The organism is Streptomyces sp. NPDC002851 (genome assembly GCF_053591935.1).
This window is the reverse complement of the sequence record NZ_JBSFUT010000012.1, coordinates 75,408-94,016: the sequence shown is the minus strand read 5'-3', so window position 1 is coordinate 94,016 and position 18,609 is coordinate 75,408. Positions and strand designations below refer to the sequence as shown.

The following is an 18,609-nucleotide window of genomic DNA, read 5'->3' as shown; positions in this document are numbered from 1 at the left end:
TCAGCCGGTGGGCACCCCGACCTCGGACCAGGCCTTCAGGACGGCCTCCTGCTCCGCGCCCTCGCCGTACCGCTCCACGGTCTTGGCCACCGTCGCCTTCGCGAAGTCCGAGAAGGTGCAGTCGACTTCGAGCCCGCCCGCGGTCAGGACGTCGTACCAGATCTGCCCGGCCCGCTCCCAGGCGCTGCCGCCCAGGTCCGTGGCGAGCAGATAGAAGGCGTGGTTCGGGATGCCGGAGTTGATGTGGACGCCGCCGTTGTCGCGGCTCGTGTGTACGTAGTCCTCCATCTTGGCGGGCTGCGGGTCCTTGCCGAGTACGTCGTCGTCGTACGCCGTGCCCGGGGCCTTCATGGAGCGCAGCGCCTCGCCGGTGACCTGTGGCGTGAACAGCTCCGCGCCGATCAGCCAGTCGGCCTGGTCGGCGGTCTGGCCGAGCGTGTACTGCTTGATCAGCGAGCCGAAGACATCGGAGACCGACTCGTTCAGGGCACCGGACTGCCCGTAGTACGTGAAGTTCGCCGTGTGCTGCGTGACGCCGTGGGTCAGCTCGTGGCCGATGACGTCCACGGAGAGCGTGAAGTCGCGGAAGATCTCGCCGTCGCCGTCCCCGAACACCATCTGGTCGCCGTTCCAGAAGGCGTTCCCGTACTCCTTGTCGTAGTGCACGGTGGCGATCAGGGGCAGGCCGTCGCCGTCGATGGAGTCGCGCTCGAAGGCGCTCAGGAACAGCTCGAAGGTGGTGCCGAGACCGGCATAGGCGCGGTTGACCGTGGCGTCCTGGCCGGGCTCGTCGCCCTCGCCGCGGACCTTGGTGCCGGGCAGCTCCGTCCCGTTCTCCGCGTCGTAGATGGTGCGGTTCGGCTTGGCCTCCACGGCTCCCGGGCCCCGGCCGGTGGTGGCGGCACCGGTGGTGATGATCATGTCGCGCCGGGTGCGCTCGAAGGCGTCACGCTCCAGGGTGCGGCGGGCGTGCCCGGAGACCCTCGCGTTGTCGGAGCGGGCGAGCCGGTCGAGGAGGTGGGGCGGCACGATGCCGCAGAAGACGGGGGTGTCGTGGGCCTCGGCGGGGCCGGAGGGCGATGCGTTGCTGGTGTTGATGGCCATGCTCCGAAGGTGGCACTGCGTCATCTGGGTGTCACTACCAGCGACCAGGATTAATGAAATGGAGGGATTCATCACCTCTGGGCCGTTACCGGCCCGTAATCGTGCCCGGTCCCGCATACTGATACGCACCCGCGCTCGGCGCCCGCCTCGGTTAGGCTGCACCGCATCATGCGTTTCGGGCTGCTTCTCCTTAGCTGCCGCGGCGAGGGCCTGTAAGACGTAGGCCGACCCCCTCCCCGCGGAGTTTGGTGTTGCGCTACGACCCGTCGGCCGCCTTCCAGAGCGGACCAATGAGGAGCCCTACGCATCATGACTGCACCGATCGGTCATCCCACGCCCGTCACCAACGGCGCCCACTTCCAGCAGCCCTCCGGCATGCGGATCCACAAGTACGGCCAGTACGAGCAGGTGGACATCCCCGACCGCACCTGGCCGAACAACCGGATCACGGTCGCGCCGCGCTGGCTCTCCACCGACCTGCGTGACGGCAACCAGGCCCTGATCGACCCGATGTCCCCGGCCCGCAAGCGCGAGATGTTCGACCTGCTCGTACGCATGGGCTACAAGGAGATCGAGGTCGGCTTCCCGTCCTCCGGCCAGACGGACTTCGAGTTCGTACGGTCGATCATCGAGGACGAGAACGCGATCCCGGACGATGTGACGATCTCCGTCCTGACGCAGGCCCGCGAGGAGCTGATCGAGCGCACGGTGGAGTCCCTGGTGGGCGCCAAGCGCGCCACCGTCCACCTCTACAACGCCACCGCGCCGGTCTGGCGCGAGGTGGTCTTCCGTGGCTCCCGCGACGCAGTCAAGCAGATCGCCGTGGACGGCACGCGCCTGGTCATGGAGTACGCGGAGAAGCTGCTCGACGACCGTACGACCTTCGGCTACCAGTACAGCCCGGAGATCTTCACGGACACCGAGCTGGACTTCGCCCTGGAGGTCTGCGAGGCCGTCTGCGACGTCTGGCAGCCCGGCCCCGGCCGCGAGATCATCCTGAACCTGCCCGCGACGGTGGAGCGCTCGACCCCCTCCACGCACGCGGACCGCTTCGAGTGGATGTCCCGCAACCTGTCCCGCCGCGAGCACATCTGCCTGTCGGTCCACCCGCACAACGACCGCGGCACGGCCGTCGCCGCCGCCGAGCTGGCCGTCATGGCGGGCGCCGACCGCGTCGAGGGCTGCCTGTTCGGCCAGGGCGAGCGCACCGGCAACGTGGACCTGGTGACCCTGGGCATGAACCTGTTCTCCCAGGGCGTGGACCCCCAGATCGACTTCTCGGACATCGACGAGATCCGTCGTACGTACGAGTACTGCAACCAGATGGAGGTACACCCGCGCCACCCCTACGCCGGTGACCTCGTCTACACCGCCTTCTCCGGCTCCCACCAGGACGCCATCAAGAAGGGCTTCGACGCGATGGAGGCCCGCGCCGCGGCGGCGGGCAAGACGGTCGACGACATCGAATGGGCGGTCCCGTACCTGCCGATCGACCCGAAGGACGTGGGCCGCTCGTACGAAGCGGTCATCCGCGTCAATTCGCAGTCGGGCAAGGGCGGTATCGCCTACGTCCTGCAGAACGACCACAAGCTGGACCTGCCGCGCCGGATGCAGATCGAGTTCTCGAAGCTCATCCAGGCCAAGACCGACGCCGAGGGCGGCGAGGTCACCCCGGCCGCGATCTGGGAAACCTTCGAGGACGAGTACCTGCCGAACCCGGCCAACCCCTGGGGCCGCATCCAGCTGCGCAACGGCCAGACCACGACGGACAAGGACGGCGTGGACACGCTGACGGTCGAGGCGGTCGTGGACGGGGCCGAGACGGTCCTGACGGGCTCGGGCAATGGCCCGATTTCGGCCTTCTTCGACGCGCTCCAGGCCATCGGCATCGACGTACGCCTCCTGGACTACCAGGAGCACACGATGAGCGAAGGCGCCTCCGCCCAGGCCGCCTCATACATCGAGTGCGCCATCGGTGACAAGGTCCTGTGGGGCATCGGCATCGACGCGAACACGACGCGCGCGTCCCTGAAGGCGGTCATTTCGGCCGTGAACCGCGCGGCCCGCTGACGCCTGAACGGCCGGGGCCTCGCTCGCCGGGTGGCCGGCGAGCGAGGCCTCTTGCTGTGCTGGCGGGTGCTGGTGGGTCTGGTCTTGGCCATCTACGGCCCAAGGTGCTGACGTCACAACACTGGTGTGGCTAACATCACGCCAACGCAGGCTCCGCATCCAAGGGCTTCAAAAGGGAGCGGAGGCGGAGTGGAGCGCAGCGCAACGGGGCGTTGCCGATGCGTTACGGAGGTGCGGGGTGCGGCGCGGAAAGGTACGGCTCTGGGGGGTCCGCACGGTCTGGACCACCATCGGTGACGGCGAGTTCTTCTGCCCCGGCTGCGGCGGCGACCGCAATTACCGGCGCAGGACGGGCCGCCGCCGCTTCACGCTCCTGGGCCTGCCGGTACTGCCGCGGGGCACGGCGGCCGCGGTGGTGGAATGCGCCTCGTGCAAGGAGAGGTTCGGCACGGACTGCTTGGACCACCCGACCACGGTCCGCTTCGCGGCCATGCTTCGCGACGCGGTCCACACGGTCGCGCTTGCGGTCCTGGCGGCGTCGGGTACGTCATCCAGCACGTCCTCGTCCTCCCGTACGGCCCTACGCACAGCGGCGGACACAGTCCGAGCAGCGGGCTTCGCAGACTGCACCAAGGACCAACTTGCGTCCCTGGTAAAGGCATTGGAGGCAGACACAGGCCGCCTCCGCTACACCACCGGCACCCCCTCCGAGAACGCAACCGGCGTCACCCTGGCCATAGAACTCCACGAGGCCCTGGAACCCCTGGCCCCCCACCTGGCCCCGCCGGGCCGTGAGTCGTTGCTCTTGCAGGGCGCCCGAATCGCCCTGGCCGACGGCCCGTACACGCCTCCGGAGCGGGAGGTCCTGACGACGGTGGGGCGGGCCCTGAGCATCGACACGGACGAGGTGGCCCGGCTGCTTGAGGCGGCTCGGACGCCGTCCTGACAGGGTCAGTTTCTCCGGGCACCACCTTGCACCTTCAACATGCCGTGAGTGCATGAGTATTGGCGCGTCGTTCAGGGCGCAGTACCTTCACCAGACATCCGACGTCCTACGTCCCGCCCTGGTGCAGGGGAGTGCCCATGCTGTATCCGAGCCGTATGAGCCGCCTCATCGTCTGCGTCGCCGTCGCTGGTCTCACCGTTCTCGCGGGGGCAGGGACGGGTGGGGCCGCGCCGTTATCCCCATCCAAGAGATGTGCCTCGTCCGTGCCCTACAGAGCCGGGATCGGCGGGTACGACACGTACCGGATTCCCGCCGTCCTCCGCACCCCGACGGGCACGCTGCTTGCCTTTGCCGAAGGGCGGGTTGGCGGGGCGGGCGATACCGGGAACATCGACGTCGTCGTCAAGCGCTCCACGGACGGCGGCTGCACCTGGGGTCCGCTGAGCGTCGTCGCGTCGGGGGGCGGGGACACCCGGGGCAACCCGGCGCCCGTCGTCGACCCGCGTACCGGCAGGGTCGTCCTCGTCACGTCGTACAACAGCGGGGCCGTGACCGAGGCGCAGATAATGCGGGGCGAGGCCACCGCAGAGCAGAGCCGTCGGGTGTTCGTGCAGAGCAGCCGGAACGACGGGCGGTCCTTTACGGCGCCGCGGGAGATCACCGGGGACGTGAAGCTGCCGCACTGGCGGTGGTACGCGACCGGACCCGGGCATGCCGTTGCTCTGACCCGTGGGCCGCACGCCGGACGCCTTGTCGTGCCGTCCAACCACTCCGTGGCGCCGCCGGAGGGTTCGGCGGACACCGGGCAGGAGCCCAAGTACTACGGCGCGCACGCCATCTACAGCGACGACGGGGGGCGTAGTTGGGAGCTGGGGTTCGTGGAGGACGCGTATGAGGGGGTGAACAACGCCAACGAGTCCATGGCCGCTCAACTGCCCGATGGGCGGCTGTACTTCAGTGCGCGGGATCAGCACGGGACGAGTGCGGGCAACCGGCTCGATACGTATGCGAGCGACGGGGGCGAGTCCATCGACCGTCCGTACCAGGTGCAGCCCACGCTGAGTGACGTACCGATAGTGCAGGGGAGCGTGCTCCAACTCGCCGGGCGCGGTGGCGGGTTGCTGTTCTCCGGGCCGTCCGTCCCGACGGCCCGCCAGTCGATGGCGATCTGGCGGAGTGGGGACGCCGGGCGCACCTTCGCGAAGGTTCGCACGCTGTCCGAGCAGAGGGCGGCGTACTCGGATCTGGTGCAGCCGGACCGGCGGACGGTCGGGATCCTGTATGAGACGGGTGTCTCGGGGACGTACGAGACGATCGAGTTCCGGCGGATTCCGGTCGGGGAGGTGGGCGGGTAGGGCCGCCCAACGGCACGGCCTAGAGCAGGCCCGCCGCCGCCAAGTACTTTTCCACCCGCGCCACCTCCTCAGCCGACAGCGGCACCTGAGGCACCGCCGTCGCCGGGCACGCGATGATGCCGCGCAGGTGCAGGGCCGCCTTGAACGCGCCCAGGGCCGAGGAGGAGCCGCCCATGCGGGTCGGGTTGCCTACACGTGTCATGGCGAAGAGGGCGCAGAGGCGTTCCTGTTCGATCCTCGCGCGGTCCCAGTCGCCCGTGCGGCAGGCGTCGTAGAGGCGGACGTAGCCGTCCGGGTCGACGTTGCCCAGGCCCGGGACCACGCCGTCGGCGCCCATGGACAGGGCCGAGTCGACCGTCAGTTCCGAGCCTGTCAGGGTGCTGAAGGACGCGATGTCGGTGCGCGTGCGGGCGGTCACCACCACCTCCCGGAAGGCTCCCTCGTCGCCGCTCGAGTCCTTCAGCCCTGCCAGGGTGCCGTCCGCCGCCAGGGTCAGGATCAGGTCCGGGGGCAGTTTCGTGTGGACCGAGGTCGGCTGGTCGTACGCGAAGACCGGGACGGGGGACGCCGAGGCGAGCATGCGGAAATGCGTGGCCACTTCCGCCACGTGCGTGCGTGCGTAGTACGGGGCCGTTGCCACTACCGCGTCCGCTCCTGCCGACGTCACCGCCGTGACGTGGTCCCGCACCCGTAGCGTCGTCATGTCCAGGACGCCTGCCAGGACCGGGAGTTGGCCCGCCACGTGGCCCGTCACCGTATCCACGACGACGCGCCGGTGCGCGTCCGGCAGGTACGCCGCCTCCGAGGTCGAGCCCAGGACGAACAGCGCGTCCACGCCCGCCGTCACCAAGTGGTCGACCAGGCGGGCCAGGGAGTCGGTGTCCACCTCGCCGTCCGGGGTCAGGGGTGTGCACACGGGCGGCACCACGCCGGTCAGCGGGGCGGGCAGGGTCATCGGGCCTCCGTCAGCAGGTCTTGGGTCGACTGGGTCTCGGCCACCGGGTGGTGGCAGCGGAAGCGGTGGCCCGAGCCGTTGCCCGGCCCCGGCTCCAGCCCCGGCTCCGTGAAGTCCGGCATCGTCGCCGCGCACTCCGCGTCCGCCTTCCAGCATCTTGTACGGAAGGGGCAGCCCGATGGCGGACGCGTGGCGGACGGGACCGGGCCGACCAGCGGGATGGGGTCGATCGGGTCAAGGAGGCCCGGCGTCGCCGAGAACAGGGCCCTGGTGTACGGGTGGCGGGAGCCGGTCAGGACCTCGTCCGCCGGGGCGTCCTCCACGATGCGGCCCAGGTACATCGTCACCACCCGGTCGCTCATCCTCCGTACCGTCTGGATGTCGTGCGAGATGAAGACCAGGGACAGGTTCAGGCGGGCCTTCAGGTCCAGCAGGAGGTTCAGGATTTGGGCACGGACCGATACGTCCAGCGCGCTTGTGGGTTCGTCGGCCACCACCAAGCGGGGGTGCAGGGCCAGGGCCCGGGCGATCGCCACGCGTTGGCGTTGGCCGCCCGACAGTTGGGCCGGGAGGGCTTCTGCCAGGACCTCCGGCAGGCCCACCAAGGTCATCAACTCCCTTACCCGGTCCTCGCGTTCGTCCGGGGTTCCCCGTTTGTGTACGTCCAGCGGGTCCCGGAGGATGCGGCGGACCGGCATGCGGCGGTTCAGGGCCGTCGACGGATCCTGGAAGATCATGCCGGTGCCCGCGCCGACCGTGGCGCGACGTTCGGCCCGGCTCATGGTCCACAGGTCCGCCTCGCCGAAGCGGACCGTTCCGGATGTCGGGCGTTCCACCCCGACCAGGACCTTCGCCAGGGTGGATTTTCCGCAGCCGGACTCACCTACGACCCCGACCGTCTCACCCGCCGCCACCGTGAAGTCGGCGCCGGTCAGGGCGTACACCTTGTCCCGGGAGAAGAGCCCGCCCGAGCGGGCCTTGTGGACCACGTGCGCGTCCCGCACCGAAACCAGAGCCGTCACTTCACCGCCTCCCCTTCGCTGTGCTGTGCCGCGGTGCCGACCCCGACGCCGCTACCGTCAGGTCCGTCGCCGGGTGGTGGCAGGCCGCCGAGTGGGTGCGGCCCGCGCCGGTCAGTTCCGGTGTCGTCGTACGGCATACCTCGCTCGCCTGCGGGCAGCGGTCCGCGAAGCGGCAGCCGGGTGGGAAGTCCGCGGGGGACGGGACCACGCCCCTGATCTGCGTGAGGCGTTGGGCGGCCGACTCCAGGGACAGGACCGAGCCGAGCAGGCCGCGCGTGTAGTGGTGGGCGGGGGCGGCCACCAGGTCGGCCGTGATGCCCGTCTCGACGATCTGGCCGCCGTACATCACCACCACCCGGTCCGTGACGTCCGCGACCAGGGCCAGGTCGTGCGAGACCAGGATCAGCGCGAAGTCCAGCTCCTCGCGCAGGCGGAGCAGCAGCTCGATGACCTGGGCCTGGACCGTGACGTCCAGAGCTGTTGTCGGTTCGTCCGCGACGATCAGCTTGGGCGAGCGGGAGAGCGCCATCGCGATCAGGACGCGCTGGCGCTGGCCGCCGGAGAGCTCGTGCGGGTAGCTGCGCAGGGTGCGGTCCGGGTCCAGGCCGACCAGTTCCAGGAGTTCCGCGGGGGTGCGGTGGCCTCCTCGGCGTACGACCTGTTTGAGCTGGGCGCGGATCGTCATCGCCGGGTTCAGGGAAGACAGCGCGTCCTGGTAGATCATCGCCATGTCGTGGCCGAGCAGGGCGCGCCGGGAGCGCATCGGAAGCCCGGTCAGCTCCCGGCCGTCGAAGGCGACCGAGCCCCGGATGCGGGCCTCCTTCGGCTGTAGGCCCATCACGGTCAGGGCGGTCAGGGACTTGCCGCAGCCCGACTCCCCGACCAGGCCGAGGACTTCACCCGGCCGTACGTCGAAGCTGATGCCGTCGACGATGTCGGTGCCCCGGTGCCGGTCCGCGAAGCCGATCGCCAGGTCGGTGACCTGGAGGACGGGTGGGCCCTCGGGGAGTGGGCGGGCGCGGGCGCGCAGTCGGGCGGCGGCGTCCGTCAGGCCGGGCAGGGGGACCACCTCACCGGTGCCGGTGACGGGTGCCTCCAACTCGTCTTGCCGGTACGCCTTCTTGGCCGTGGATGCCGGTACGGCACGGGCCGCCGGTGCCGCCCACGCGTCCGAGACGCCCTCCGAGAGGACGTTCAAGGACAGGACCGTGATCAGCATGATCAGGCCCGGGAAGACCGTCGCCCACCAGCCGCCGATCTGCACCATGTTCTTGCCGTCGGCGATGACGCTGCCCCAGGACGGGTCCGGCGGCCGTACGCCCGCGCCGATGAAGGAGAGCGAGGCCTCGAAGACGATCGCCTCGGCGACCTGCACGGTGCAGAAGACCAGGATCGGCGCCGCGCAGTTCACCGCCACGTGCTTGAGCACGATGTGCGGGGTGCGGGCGCCGATGACCCGTTCCGCGGTGACGTAGTCCTCGCCGTACTGGTCAAGCACGTTGGCGCGTACGACACGGGCGATCGGCGGCGTATAGAGGAAGGCGATCGCGCAGATCAGGACCGGGATGCCGCCGCCGAACACGGCCACGAGGACCGCCGCGAGCGCGATCCCCGGGAACGCCATGACCACATCGAGGCAGCGCATCACGCCCTCGTCGACCGCCTTGCGCGAAGTCGCCGCGATCGCGCCGAGCAGCGCACCCGCGGCCAGACCGAGGACCGTGGCGCCCAGGCCGATCAGGAGGGAGAGCCGCGCCCCGTACATCAGGCGGCTGAGGATGTCCCGGCCGAGGCTGTCCTGGCCGAGCCAGTGCGCCCCGGAGGGATGCCCGGTGCCGTCGGCCATGGTGGCCTGGTCGAGCGGGTCGTGCGGGGCGAGCAGCGGGGCGAGCAGCGCGACCAGGACGATGACCCCGAGTACGGCGACGGCGACGCGGGAGAGGACGGGCAGCCGCTTGAACCCGCGCAGGCGGATGCCGGGGCGGGCGAGCCGGTCGGCGAGGGTCCGACGCGTGTGCAGCATCAATGCGCGCTCCTCAGCCGCGGGTTGACCAGGAGGTAGAGGATGTCGATGACGAGGTTGATGACGACGAAGCCGACCGCCGTGGTGATCACTACGCCCTGGACCACCGCCGGGTCGCCGTTCTTCACGGCGGTGATCATCAGGTTCCCCATCCCCGGCAGCGCGAAGATCGTCTCCGTGACGACCGCGCCGCCGAGCAGATACCCGACCCGCAGCCCGAGCACCGTCAGCGGGTTGATCAGGGCGTTACGCAGCACATTGCGGCCCACCACGACGAACGGCGGCAGACCGCTGCCGATCGCCGTGCGCACGTAGTCCTTGTCGAGCTCCTCCACGACCGCTGTCCGTACGATCCGGGTCAGCTGCGCGGCGATCGGCAGGGAGAGCGAGAAGGCGGGCAGCGTCATGGTTTTCAGCCACCCGGTGAAGGAGTCCGCCGGGTTGACGTACCCGCCCGTCGGGAACCACCCGAGCTCCACGGCGAGGTACTGGATCATCAGCAGCGCGAGCCAGAACCCGGGCGCGGCGACGCCGGTCAGGGAGACGACCCGGATGAGCTGATCGGGCAGCCGGTCCCGGTAGAGGGCCGCGGTGATGCCGAAGACCAGGGACAGGACGACCCCGATCCCCAGGCCCATGAAGGTGAGTTGCATGGTGAGCGGCAGCGCCGTCGCGACCTTGTCGACGACCGGCGCCCGCTCCAGGACGCTGATGCCCATATCGCCCTGGAGCAGTTCGCCGACGAACGCGACATAGCGCACCGGCAGCGGGTCGAGGAGGCCGTTCTCCTCGCGGAAGCGGTGCAGCTGCTCCGGCGTCGGGTTGGTGCCCTGGAAGAACGCCGCCGCCGGGTCGATGTCCGAGAACCGCATCACCAGGAACACGAAGAGCACGATGGCGAGCAGCATCGGCACGAGCAGGGCGACGCGCCGGAGCAGGATTCTGAGAATCGCGATCATGGATGAGCCTGTCCGTCCATCCGTTGCTGTCCCGTCCGCTCAGCTCGCCGGTTTCGCCTGCAGCAGGTTGATGCCGGGATAGGGCTGGGCGCGGATGCCGGTGAGCCGGTCCGGGGACCAGGCGGTCATGAGCTCGTTGTGGACGACCGGATAGATCACCGCATTCTCGGCGACGAGGTCGATGTATTCCTGCGTCATCTCCTTCTTCTTCGCCGGATCGGGCTCGCGCGTCGCCTGGTCCATCATCTTGAACAGCCGCTTGGCCTGCGGGTTCTCGGCCCAACGGGCGTACTGCATCCACAGGTTGGAGGCGCTGTAGTTGTAGTGCATGATCAGGTCGGCGTCGATGCCGAACTGGTTGGGGTTGGACGCGGCCGCGACGACCTGGAAGTCCTTCTTCTGGTCGAGCTTGGTGAACAGGGCCGCGGTGTCCTGCGGTTGGAGGGTGGTCTCGACGCCGATCTTCCGCCAGGACTCCTCGATGGTGGGCAGGCAGTCCACGATCCAGCTCACGTTCACGGCCATGAGGTTGACCTTCAGGTCGGTGACCCCGGCGTCCTTGAGCAGCTTCTTGGCCCGGTCGGGGTCGTAGTCGTAGACCGTCTTGGCCTTGCGGTACGTCGGATTGCCCTCGTCGAGGAAGGACGTGGACGCCTTGCCGTGCCCGCGCAGGGCGGCCTCGATCATCTTGTCCGTGTCGATGGCGTAGTGCAGCGCCTGCCGCACGCGTACGTCCCCGAAGGGCTTGTGGCCGGTGTTGAACATCAGGAACAGGTTGTTCATCCCCGCCCCGCCCTCGACCTTCAGGCCCTCCTTCTCCAGCTGGCCGACGTTGGCGTACGGGATGTTGTCGGCGATCTGCGCGCCCGCGTCGGCACCGGAGATCTTGGCGACGCGTGGGGCGGCGTCCACGATGGACAGCCAGTTCATCTTCTTGAAGGCCGCCCTGCGCGGGCCGTTGTACTTCTCGTACGCCGCGAACGTCGTATTCGACTTCGCGTGGTGCGCGGTCATCTGGTACGGGCCCGAACCGACCGCGAGACCCTTGATCGCCTTCTCCCAGGCACCGGGCTTGGAGAACACGTGCTTCGGCATGATCTTGGCGAGGGTGAGCCGCGGAAGCCCTTCCGGGAAGGGGAACTTGAGGACCAGCTCGACGGTCTGCTCGTCGACCTTCTTGGCCTCCTTCAGCCAGCTCTCGATGAAGCTCTTGGCCAGGGACGGAACGTCCGGGTCGAGGATCCGGTCGAAGGTGAAGACCACGTCGTCGGCCGTGACCGGCTTGCCGTCGTGCCAGGTGGCGCCGGATCTCAGCGTGAACCGCCAGGTGGTGGCCTGAGGGTCGGAGGGTACGGCGGTGGCGAGGGCGGGGTAGGGCTCGCGGCTGATCGGGTCGGTGTCGAGCAGCCCTTCGTAGATGTGGTGGTTGGCCGCCATGCTGAAGGCGGACGCGGTCTGCATCGGGTCCCAGCTCTGGTCGTTGCCGTACCCGATCACGGCGGTGAGCGTGTCCTGCCCGCCCCCGCCGCCTCCCCCGGTGTTGGTCGATTCGGGCCCGCCCGAGCAGGCCGAGAGGGTCGTCGTGATGCCGGCGGCGGCGCCGAGCGCACCGGCGTACTTCAGGAAGGACCGGCGCTGGAGGGCGGTCAGCCCAGGGGTTACGTCGTTCACGGTGTCTTCTCCAAGTCCCGTACGACAACTCCCGTACGACTGTGGCAAATTAAGAGGTCCCACGTCCTATGTCCCGGGTGGCGCGACCATAGGAGCCGGGGTGGGTGCGGTCAAGGGATCGCGCACACACCGGAGTCTGTCCGGCTATTGAGGACGAGCGCGTCCAGCGCGACATAAGGGGGTGCAGGGGTGCAACCCCTGCTGACGGGAAGGGGCGGAATCGGGAATGAAACCCACCGAACGCGACAGGCTCCAGCACCTCTACGACCGGCTCAACTCACCGGGGTACGGCGGCGACTACAACCCCGAACAGTGGGGCCCGGAAGTCCACTCCGAGGACGTCACCCTCATGGCCGAGGCCCACGTCAACCTCGTCACCCTCGGCATCTTCTCCTGGGCGAAAGCCGAACCCGCCCCGGGCAGCTACGACTTCACCTGGCTCGACCCCCACCTCGACCGCCTCGCGGACGCGAACATCGCCGTCTGCCTCGCCACCATGACCGCATCGCCACCCCCCTGGCTCGCCCACCGCCACCCCGAGACCCTGCCCGTTCTGGAGGACGGCACCCGGCTGCACCCCGGCTCGCGCCAGCACTGGTGCCCGTCCAGCCCGGTGTTCCGCGCCTACGCCACCCGCCTGACCGAGCAGCTCGCCCACCGGTACGCCGACCACCCGGCCCTCGCCCTGTGGCACATCGGCAACGAATTCGGCTGCCACATCTCCCGGCACTGCCACTGCGAGGTGTCCACGGCCGCGTTCCGGCAGTGGCTTCGCACCCGCTACGACGACGACCTCGACGCGCTCAACGCGGCCTGGTCCACGGACTTCTGGTCCCAGCGCTACAGCTCCTTCGAGGAGATCCACACCCCCCGCACCGCCCCGTCCTTCCGCAACCCGGCCCAGCGCCTCGACTATCTGCGCTTCTCCTCCGACGAGTTCCTCGCCTGCTACCGCGCCGAGAAGGCGGTCCTCGACCGGTTCACCCCGCACGTGCCGGTGACCACCAACTTCGTGCCGCTCGCCCCGACCCTCGACCTGTTCGCCTGGGCCCGCGAGCTGGACGTGATCTCGTACGACTCCTATCCCGACCCCCACGACGCCACCGCGCCGCACGAGACGGCCTTCGCGTACGACGTGATGCGCGGCCTGCGCGGCGGGCAGCCGTGGCTCCTTCTCGAACAGGCCCCGAGCGCGGTCAACTGGCGGCCGAGGAACGGCCGCAAGCCGCCGGGACGGATGCGTCTGGACACCTGGCGGGCGGTGGCGCACGGCGCGGACTCGGCGCTGTTCTTCCAGTGGCGGCAGTCGCGCGGCGGCGCCGAGAAGTTCCACTCGGCGATGGTGCCGCACGGCGGCCGGGACACCCGGATCTTCCGCGAGGTCACGGAGCTCGGTGCCGAACTGGCCGAGCACCCCGGCCTGTTGGGCTCGGTCCCGGAGCCCGCGGACGCGGCCCTGCTGTGGGACTGGCCCAACTGGTGGGCCCTGGAGCAGGACGCCCACCCGAGCACCGAGGTGCGGCTCCTCGACGTGGCGCGGGCGCTGCACCGCCCCCTGTGGGAGGCGTCGGTGGCCTGCGACGTGCTGCCCGTCGACGGCGACCCGGCGGTGTACTCGGCGTATCGGCTGCTCCTGGTCCCAGCGCTCTACTCGGTCACCACGGAGACGGCCCGGCGCCTGACGGAGTACGTACGGGACGGGGGCACCCTCGTCATGACGTACTTCTCCGGCATCACCGACGAGCACGACCGGGTCCACCTCGGCGGCTACCCGGCGCCGTTCCGGGAACTCCTCGGCCTGACGGTGGAGGAGTTCGACCCCCGTCCGGACGGCACCTGGCGGGAGGAGATCCGCCTGGAGGGCGCGACGGAGATCCTGCCGTTCCCGGAGGGCGGCCCCGCGGTGACCCGGCACGCGTACGGCGCGGGCACGGCCTGGTACCTGGGCACGCTCCCCGAACCAGTCGAGCTGCGGACCCTGCTCGACCGGGTCCGCGCCGAGACCGACGTCCACCCCGTCCTTCCCGACCTGCCGGAGGGCGTGCAGGTACGGGTGCGGCGGGGGGCGGACGGGGTGCGGTGGGCGGTTCGGGTGGACGAGGAGGGTGAGGAGGGTGGGGAGGTACGGGTGACGCGGGTGTAGGCGGGAGTTTGACGGCCTGTGCCGAAGACAGGGCCAGACCCTAGGCGGGCGGGCCCGGCGAGCGGGTGAGCCCGAGTATCGGGGCCAGGTGGCGCGGGGCACCGGGTGGCGCGGCCGTCTCGGAGCGGCGACCGTACGCGTCCCCGTACACACCCCCGTACACACCCCCGTACCCACCCCGGTACACACCCTCGTACCCGTCACCGTACGCATCCTCCTGCGTACCTCCCCGCACACCCCCGTAGGCCCGCTCCACCAGGTCCCCGCTCGCCGGATAGACGAGGGTCGGCGGCAGCGAGGGGTCCGCGAAGGCCACCGGGGCGCGGCAGTAGTACGACGGCACGAGGAGTAACCCCCGCCCCTCCAGGTGGAGTTCCCGGTCCACCGGATAGTCGACCTCGAGGACCGGCGGCTGCCAGCGCATCTCCGGCCCGTACGTCCGCAGCATCGCCTCCGCGCCGCCGTGCCACAGGGCGTGCAGCCGCAGGGCGCGGTCGGCGTCGATGCGGCGGCCGATCCGGGGCCAGTGGGGGCCGAGGGCGCGGTGGTGGTACGCGCGCAGGCCGCGGGCGAGGCGGCGGAGCGTGGCCGGTTCGCCGTCCGCCAGGGCGCGGGTCCAGGACGGCAGGTCGTGGTCCGCAGCCAGGGTGGTGAGCTCGGCCCGCAGACGGCGCCGCGGCGTGGACATCACCGCCTCCAAGCCGTGCTCCACTCCGGCCGCGGCCGCCGGTGGCGTGAGGAAGTCCGGGAAGTAGCCGCGCGGCGGCACGAGCGGAAGCAGCATCCGCAGCGGCTCGGGGCCGCGCCCGACGGTGTGTTTGCGCCAGGCGGCGAGCGTCGGGTCGGGACGCCGTTCCTGTAGCCGGTGCAGGCTCAGGACGATCTCCCAGAGTGGATCCGCGCCCTCGGACACCCGGGTGCGGGCCAGGTCCGCGGCGGTGAAGTGGACACGCAGCACGTTGAGTTATCCCCGTCGATACGACATCGATCCGGTGCTCCCGCCGTCCCCCCGGAGCGGCGTCAAGGGCGACGATTGCGCCAACTCCCTTTCAATACAAGTCCTTTGAGCAAGGAACTGCCCAGGATCTGTCCAGGACCCGTCCAGGGTCCGCGCAGGACCCGGCCACGATCCGTCCAGGAAACTGCCAGCTACGCCGTGCCCTCCTCCATGCGGGACAATGAGCGCATGAGCCTGTTCCGTGACGATGGGGTCGTGCTGCGTACCCAGAAGCTGGGCGAGGCCGATCGCATCATTACGCTGCTCACGCGCGGGCACGGGCGGGTGCGGGCGGTGGCCCGGGGGGTGCGGCGGACCAAGTCCAAATTCGGGGCGCGGCTCGAGCCGTTCTCCCATGTCGATGTGCAGTTCTTCGCGCGCGGCAGTGAACTCATCGGCCGCGGGCTGCCGTTGTGCACGCAGAGTGAGACGATCGCTGCGTACGGTAGCGGAATCGTGAGCGACTACGCGCGCTATACCGCGGGCACCGCGATGCTGGAGACCGCCGAGCGGTTCACCGATCACGAGGGGGAGCCCGCGGTGCAGCAGTATCTGCTGCTCGTCGGGGGGCTGCGGACCCTGGCCCGCGGGGAACACGCGCCGAATCTCGTTCTCGACGCCTTTCTGCTGCGCTCGCTCGCCGTGAACGGGTACGCGCCGAGCTTTGTGAACTGCGCGAAGTGCGGGATGCCGGGCCCCAACCGGTTCTTTTCGGTCGCGGCGGGCGGTGTCGTATGCGGCGAGTGCCGGGTGCCGGGAAGTGTCGTACCGTCTGCGGAGGCCATCGCCCTGCTCGGCGCGCTGCTCACCGGCGACTGGGCGACGGCGGACGCGTGCGAGCCGCGGTACGTGCGGGAGGGCAGCGGTCTCGTATCGGCGTATCTGCACTGGCACCTGGAGCGCGGACTCCGATCGCTGCGATACGTCGAGAAGGGCTGAGGAGCGCTGCGAAGCGCTGCGAAGAGCTGACATCGGCCGGGAAAAGCCGAGAAGAGCTGAGAAGAGTTAGGGAGCGAGTAACCACATGGCACGACGCGGGATTCTGGGACGGCAGCGCCGCGAGTACAGGACGCCCGAGCCGCACCCGTCCGGGGCCACGCCACCCAAGCTCCCCAGCGAATTCGTCCCCAAGCACGTGGCCGTCGTCATGGACGGCAACGGCCGCTGGGCCAAGGAGCGGGGGCTGCCCCGCACCGAGGGGCACAAGATCGGCGCCGAGCGGGTCCTCGACGTCCTGCAGGGCTCGATCGAGATGGGTGTCGGGGCCATCTCCCTGTACGCCTTCTCGACCGAGAACTGGAAGCGCTCCCCGGACGAGGTGCGCTTCCTGATGAACTTCAACCGCGACTTCATCCGCAAGACGCGGGACCAGCTCGACGAGCTCGGCGTGCGGGTGCGCTGGGTGGGGCGGATGCCCAAGCTGTGGAAGTCGGTCGCCAAGGAGCTCCAGATCGCCCAGGAGCAGACCAAGGACAACGACCGGCTCACGCTGTACTTCTGCATGAACTACGGCGGCCGCGCCGAGATCGCCGATGCCGCGCAGGCCCTCGCGGAGGACGTGCGGTCCGGGCGGCTCGACCCGTCGAAGGTGAACGAGAAGACCTTCGCGAAGTATCTGTACTACCCGGACATGCCGGACGTGGACCTGTTCCTGCGCCCGAGCGGCGAGCAGCGCACCTCCAACTACCTGATCTGGCAGAGCGCTTACGCCGAGATGGTCTTCCAGGACGTCCTGTGGCCCGACTTCGACCGCCGCGACCTGTGGCGGGCCTGCGTCGAGTACGCCTCCCGCGACCGCCGCTTCGGCGGGGCGCTGCCCAATGAGGTGGAGGCTTCCCAGGCGTAGGCATAGACCTGGTGATTACGAAGGGCCCGCACCGTCCGTACGACGGTGCGGGCCCTTCGTATACCCGCTCATTTGGTATCCGCGCTTACTTGTCGGCCGCCGCGCACTCCGCACAGGTACCGAACACCTCGACCGTATGCGCCACATTCACGAACCCGTGCTCGGCCGCGATCGACTCCGCCCACTTCTCCACGGCGGGGCCCTCGACCTCGACGGCCTTGCCGCAGACGCGGCAGACGAGGTGGTGGTGGTGCTCGCCGGTGGAGCAGCGGCGGTAGACGGACTCGCCGTCGCTGGTGCGCAGGACGTCGACCTCGCCGGCCTCGGCGAGCGACTGCAGGGTGCGGTACACCGTGGTCAGGCCGACCGAGTCGCCCTTGTGCTTGAGCAGGTCGTGGAGCTCCTGGGCGCTGCGGAACTCGTCCACTTCGTCCAGGGCAGCCGCCACGGCGGCGCGCTGCCGGGTCGACCGGCCGCGTACGGGCGCTGTCACAGGTACCTCCTCGCATCTGCTGCCGGGCCATTGTGCCAGGTTGCCCGGTGTGCGTAAGGCAAGCCTTACGTCACCTTGAGGTGTCCTGTACCCAGAGTGCCACCGCCCGGCAGCGGTATCGCTCACACCTTGACGTCGTCCACCACCTCACGGGGAGCGGGCGGCAGCGTGCACTCCGCCACCGCGGCCCTGTCCGCGGACCCCGTACCGCGCGCCCGGCGCCGCGCCACCGGGGCGGCGAGCAGCGCGAGGACCAGGAACACGGCGACGGCGAGCAGCACGATCGCGGCGCCGGACGGGGCGTCCAGGTAGAACGTGGTCGCCGTGCCGGTCAGCGAGACCGCGGTGCCCAGGGTCATGGCGAGCGCGAGGGTGGTCACGAAGCCGCGGGTGACCCGCTGGGCGGCCGCGACCGGGATCGCCATCATCGCGCTGACCAGGAGCAGGCCGACGATGCGCATCGCGACGGTCACGGTGACCGCGGCGGTGACCGCGATGAGCAGGTTGAGCAGCCGCACCGGAAGCCCGGTGACCCGGGCGAACTCCTCGTCCTGGCAGACCGCGAAGAGCTGGCGGCGCAGCCCCACCGTCACGGCGAGGACGAAGGCGGCGAGGATGCAGATCGCGGTGACGTCCTCGGGGGAGACGGTCGAGATCGAGCCGAAGAGGTACGTGTTGAAACTCGCCGTGGAGTTCCCGGGCGAGAGGTTGATGATCATGACACCGCCCGCCATGCCGCCGTAGAAGAGCATCGCGAGCGCCACGTCGCCGCTGGTCTTCCCGCGCGAGCGGACCAACTCCATGCCGACGGCGCCGAGCACCGCGACGAGCGTCGCCATCCACACCGGGTTCTGGTTGAACAGGAAGCCGAGCGCCACACCGGTCATCGCCACGTGCCCGATGCCATCGCCCATGATCGCCTGGCGGCGCTGGACGAGGTACGTACCGATGGCGGGCGCGGTCAGGCCGACCATGGTGGCCGCGAGCAGCGCCCGCTGCATGAATGCGTAGTTCAGGATCTCCAG

General features: G+C 69.8%; 15 protein-coding genes. 6 read left to right on the top strand and 9 right to left on the bottom strand.

Annotated elements, in window-relative coordinates; genetic code table 11:
• Positions 1-1,104, bottom strand: a complete 1,104-nt coding sequence (locus tag ACWD10_RS15270; RefSeq protein WP_451090913.1) for a M4 family metallopeptidase — start codon at positions 1,102-1,104, stop codon at positions 1-3.
• Positions 1,105-1,413: 309 nt separating this feature from the next.
• Here ACWD10_RS15270 and leuA point away from each other — a divergent pair, with 309 nt between their 5' ends.
• From leuA to ACWD10_RS15255, 3 genes are all read left to right on the top strand, one after another.
• The gene (leuA, locus tag ACWD10_RS15265) at positions 1,414-3,174 is read left to right on the top strand and encodes a 2-isopropylmalate synthase (protein ID WP_451090911.1); all 1,761 of its coding nucleotides are present in this window, start codon (positions 1,414-1,416) and stop codon (positions 3,172-3,174) included.
• Between the two features lie 238 nt (positions 3,175-3,412).
• Positions 3,413-4,120 carry a TerB family tellurite resistance protein gene (locus ACWD10_RS15260; RefSeq protein WP_451090910.1) on the top strand — a complete coding sequence of 236 codons (708 nt, stop codon included), beginning with the start codon at positions 3,413-3,415 and terminating at the stop codon, positions 4,118-4,120.
• Between the two features lie 155 nt (positions 4,121-4,275).
• A complete protein-coding gene (locus tag ACWD10_RS15255) occupies positions 4,276-5,475 on the top strand; it encodes a sialidase family protein (RefSeq protein WP_451091084.1) in 1,200 nt (399 codons plus the stop codon).
• 19 nt (positions 5,476-5,494) lie between these two features.
• On the opposite strand, the gene ACWD10_RS15250 is transcribed toward ACWD10_RS15255, so the two are convergent.
• From ACWD10_RS15250 to ACWD10_RS15230, 5 genes are read right to left on the bottom strand one after another with little or no spacing between them, the layout of a single operon-like run.
• Complete coding sequence (locus ACWD10_RS15250) at positions 5,495-6,430, bottom strand: dihydrodipicolinate synthase family protein (RefSeq protein WP_451090908.1); 936 nt, start codon at positions 6,428-6,430, stop codon at positions 5,495-5,497.
• Positions 6,427-7,452 (bottom strand): oligopeptide/dipeptide ABC transporter ATP-binding protein, encoded by a 1,026-nt coding sequence (locus tag ACWD10_RS15245; protein ID WP_451090906.1) that lies wholly within the window; start codon positions 7,450-7,452, stop codon positions 6,427-6,429. Before ACWD10_RS15245 ends, ACWD10_RS15250 begins: the two co-directional genes overlap by 4 nt.
• Before the next feature lies 1 nt (position 7,453).
• Positions 7,454-9,475: a dipeptide/oligopeptide/nickel ABC transporter permease/ATP-binding protein gene (locus ACWD10_RS15240; protein WP_451090904.1), complete on the bottom strand. Its 2,022-nt coding sequence runs from the start codon at positions 9,473-9,475 to the stop codon at positions 7,454-7,456.
• Positions 9,475-10,434, bottom strand: coding sequence for an ABC transporter permease (locus ACWD10_RS15235; protein WP_451090902.1), 960 nt, complete (start codon positions 10,432-10,434; stop codon positions 9,475-9,477). The genes ACWD10_RS15240 and ACWD10_RS15235 overlap by 1 nt, the downstream gene beginning before the upstream one ends.
• A 39-nt stretch (positions 10,435-10,473) precedes the next feature.
• On the bottom strand, positions 10,474-12,105 hold the full coding sequence (locus ACWD10_RS15230; protein ID WP_451090900.1) for an ABC transporter substrate-binding protein: 1,632 nt from the start codon (positions 12,103-12,105) through the stop codon (positions 10,474-10,476).
• A gap of 226 nt (positions 12,106-12,331) precedes the next feature.
• On the opposite strand from ACWD10_RS15230, the gene ACWD10_RS15225 reads away from it, so the two are divergent.
• Positions 12,332-14,248, top strand: coding sequence for a beta-galactosidase (locus ACWD10_RS15225; RefSeq protein ID WP_451090898.1), 1,917 nt, complete (start codon positions 12,332-12,334; stop codon positions 14,246-14,248).
• A 40-nt stretch (positions 14,249-14,288) separates the two neighbouring features.
• Here the strand turns inward: ACWD10_RS15225 and ACWD10_RS15220 are convergent, their stop codons facing one another.
• On the bottom strand, positions 14,289-15,206 hold the full coding sequence (locus tag ACWD10_RS15220) for a hypothetical protein (RefSeq protein ID WP_451090896.1): 918 nt from the start codon (positions 15,204-15,206) through the stop codon (positions 14,289-14,291).
• Between the two features lie 228 nt (positions 15,207-15,434).
• Here ACWD10_RS15220 and recO point away from each other — a divergent pair, with 228 nt between their 5' ends.
• Entirely contained in the window at positions 15,435-16,184 is a 750-nt protein-coding gene (recO, locus tag ACWD10_RS15215) for a DNA repair protein RecO (protein ID WP_451090894.1), read from the top strand.
• 85 nt (positions 16,185-16,269) lie between these two features.
• Positions 16,270-17,091: an isoprenyl transferase gene (locus ACWD10_RS15210; RefSeq protein WP_451090892.1), complete on the top strand. Its 822-nt coding sequence runs from the start codon at positions 16,270-16,272 to the stop codon at positions 17,089-17,091.
• A gap of 85 nt (positions 17,092-17,176) precedes the next feature.
• Here ACWD10_RS15210 and ACWD10_RS15205 read toward each other — a convergent pair whose 3' ends face one another.
• Both ACWD10_RS15205 and ACWD10_RS15200 read right to left on the bottom strand, forming a co-directional pair.
• Positions 17,177-17,584, bottom strand: a complete 408-nt coding sequence (locus ACWD10_RS15205; RefSeq protein ID WP_451090890.1) for a Fur family transcriptional regulator — start codon at positions 17,582-17,584, stop codon at positions 17,177-17,179.
• Between the two features lie 122 nt (positions 17,585-17,706).
• On the bottom strand, positions 17,707-18,609 hold the full coding sequence (locus tag ACWD10_RS15200; protein ID WP_451091082.1) for a metal ABC transporter permease: 903 nt from the start codon (positions 18,607-18,609) through the stop codon (positions 17,707-17,709).

Coding starts and splice junctions, on each gene's coding strand:
- ACWD10_RS15270 (WP_451090913.1), bottom strand. CDS start 1,104: ATGGCCATCAACACCAGCAACGCATCGCCCTCCGGCCCCGCCGAGGCC.
- leuA (WP_451090911.1), top strand. CDS start 1,414: ATGACTGCACCGATCGGTCATCCCACGCCCGTCACCAACGGCGCCCAC.
- ACWD10_RS15255 (WP_451091084.1), top strand. CDS start 4,276: ATGAGCCGCCTCATCGTCTGCGTCGCCGTCGCTGGTCTCACCGTTCTC.
- ACWD10_RS15250 (WP_451090908.1), bottom strand. CDS start 6,430: ATGACCCTGCCCGCCCCGCTGACCGGCGTGGTGCCGCCCGTGTGCACA.
- ACWD10_RS15240 (WP_451090904.1), bottom strand. CDS start 9,475: ATGCTGCACACGCGTCGGACCCTCGCCGACCGGCTCGCCCGCCCCGGC.
- ACWD10_RS15235 (WP_451090902.1), bottom strand. CDS start 10,434: ATGATCGCGATTCTCAGAATCCTGCTCCGGCGCGTCGCCCTGCTCGTG.
- ACWD10_RS15225 (WP_451090898.1), top strand. CDS start 12,332: ATGAAACCCACCGAACGCGACAGGCTCCAGCACCTCTACGACCGGCTC.
- recO (WP_451090894.1), top strand. CDS start 15,435: ATGAGCCTGTTCCGTGACGATGGGGTCGTGCTGCGTACCCAGAAGCTG.
- ACWD10_RS15210 (WP_451090892.1), top strand. CDS start 16,270: ATGGCACGACGCGGGATTCTGGGACGGCAGCGCCGCGAGTACAGGACG.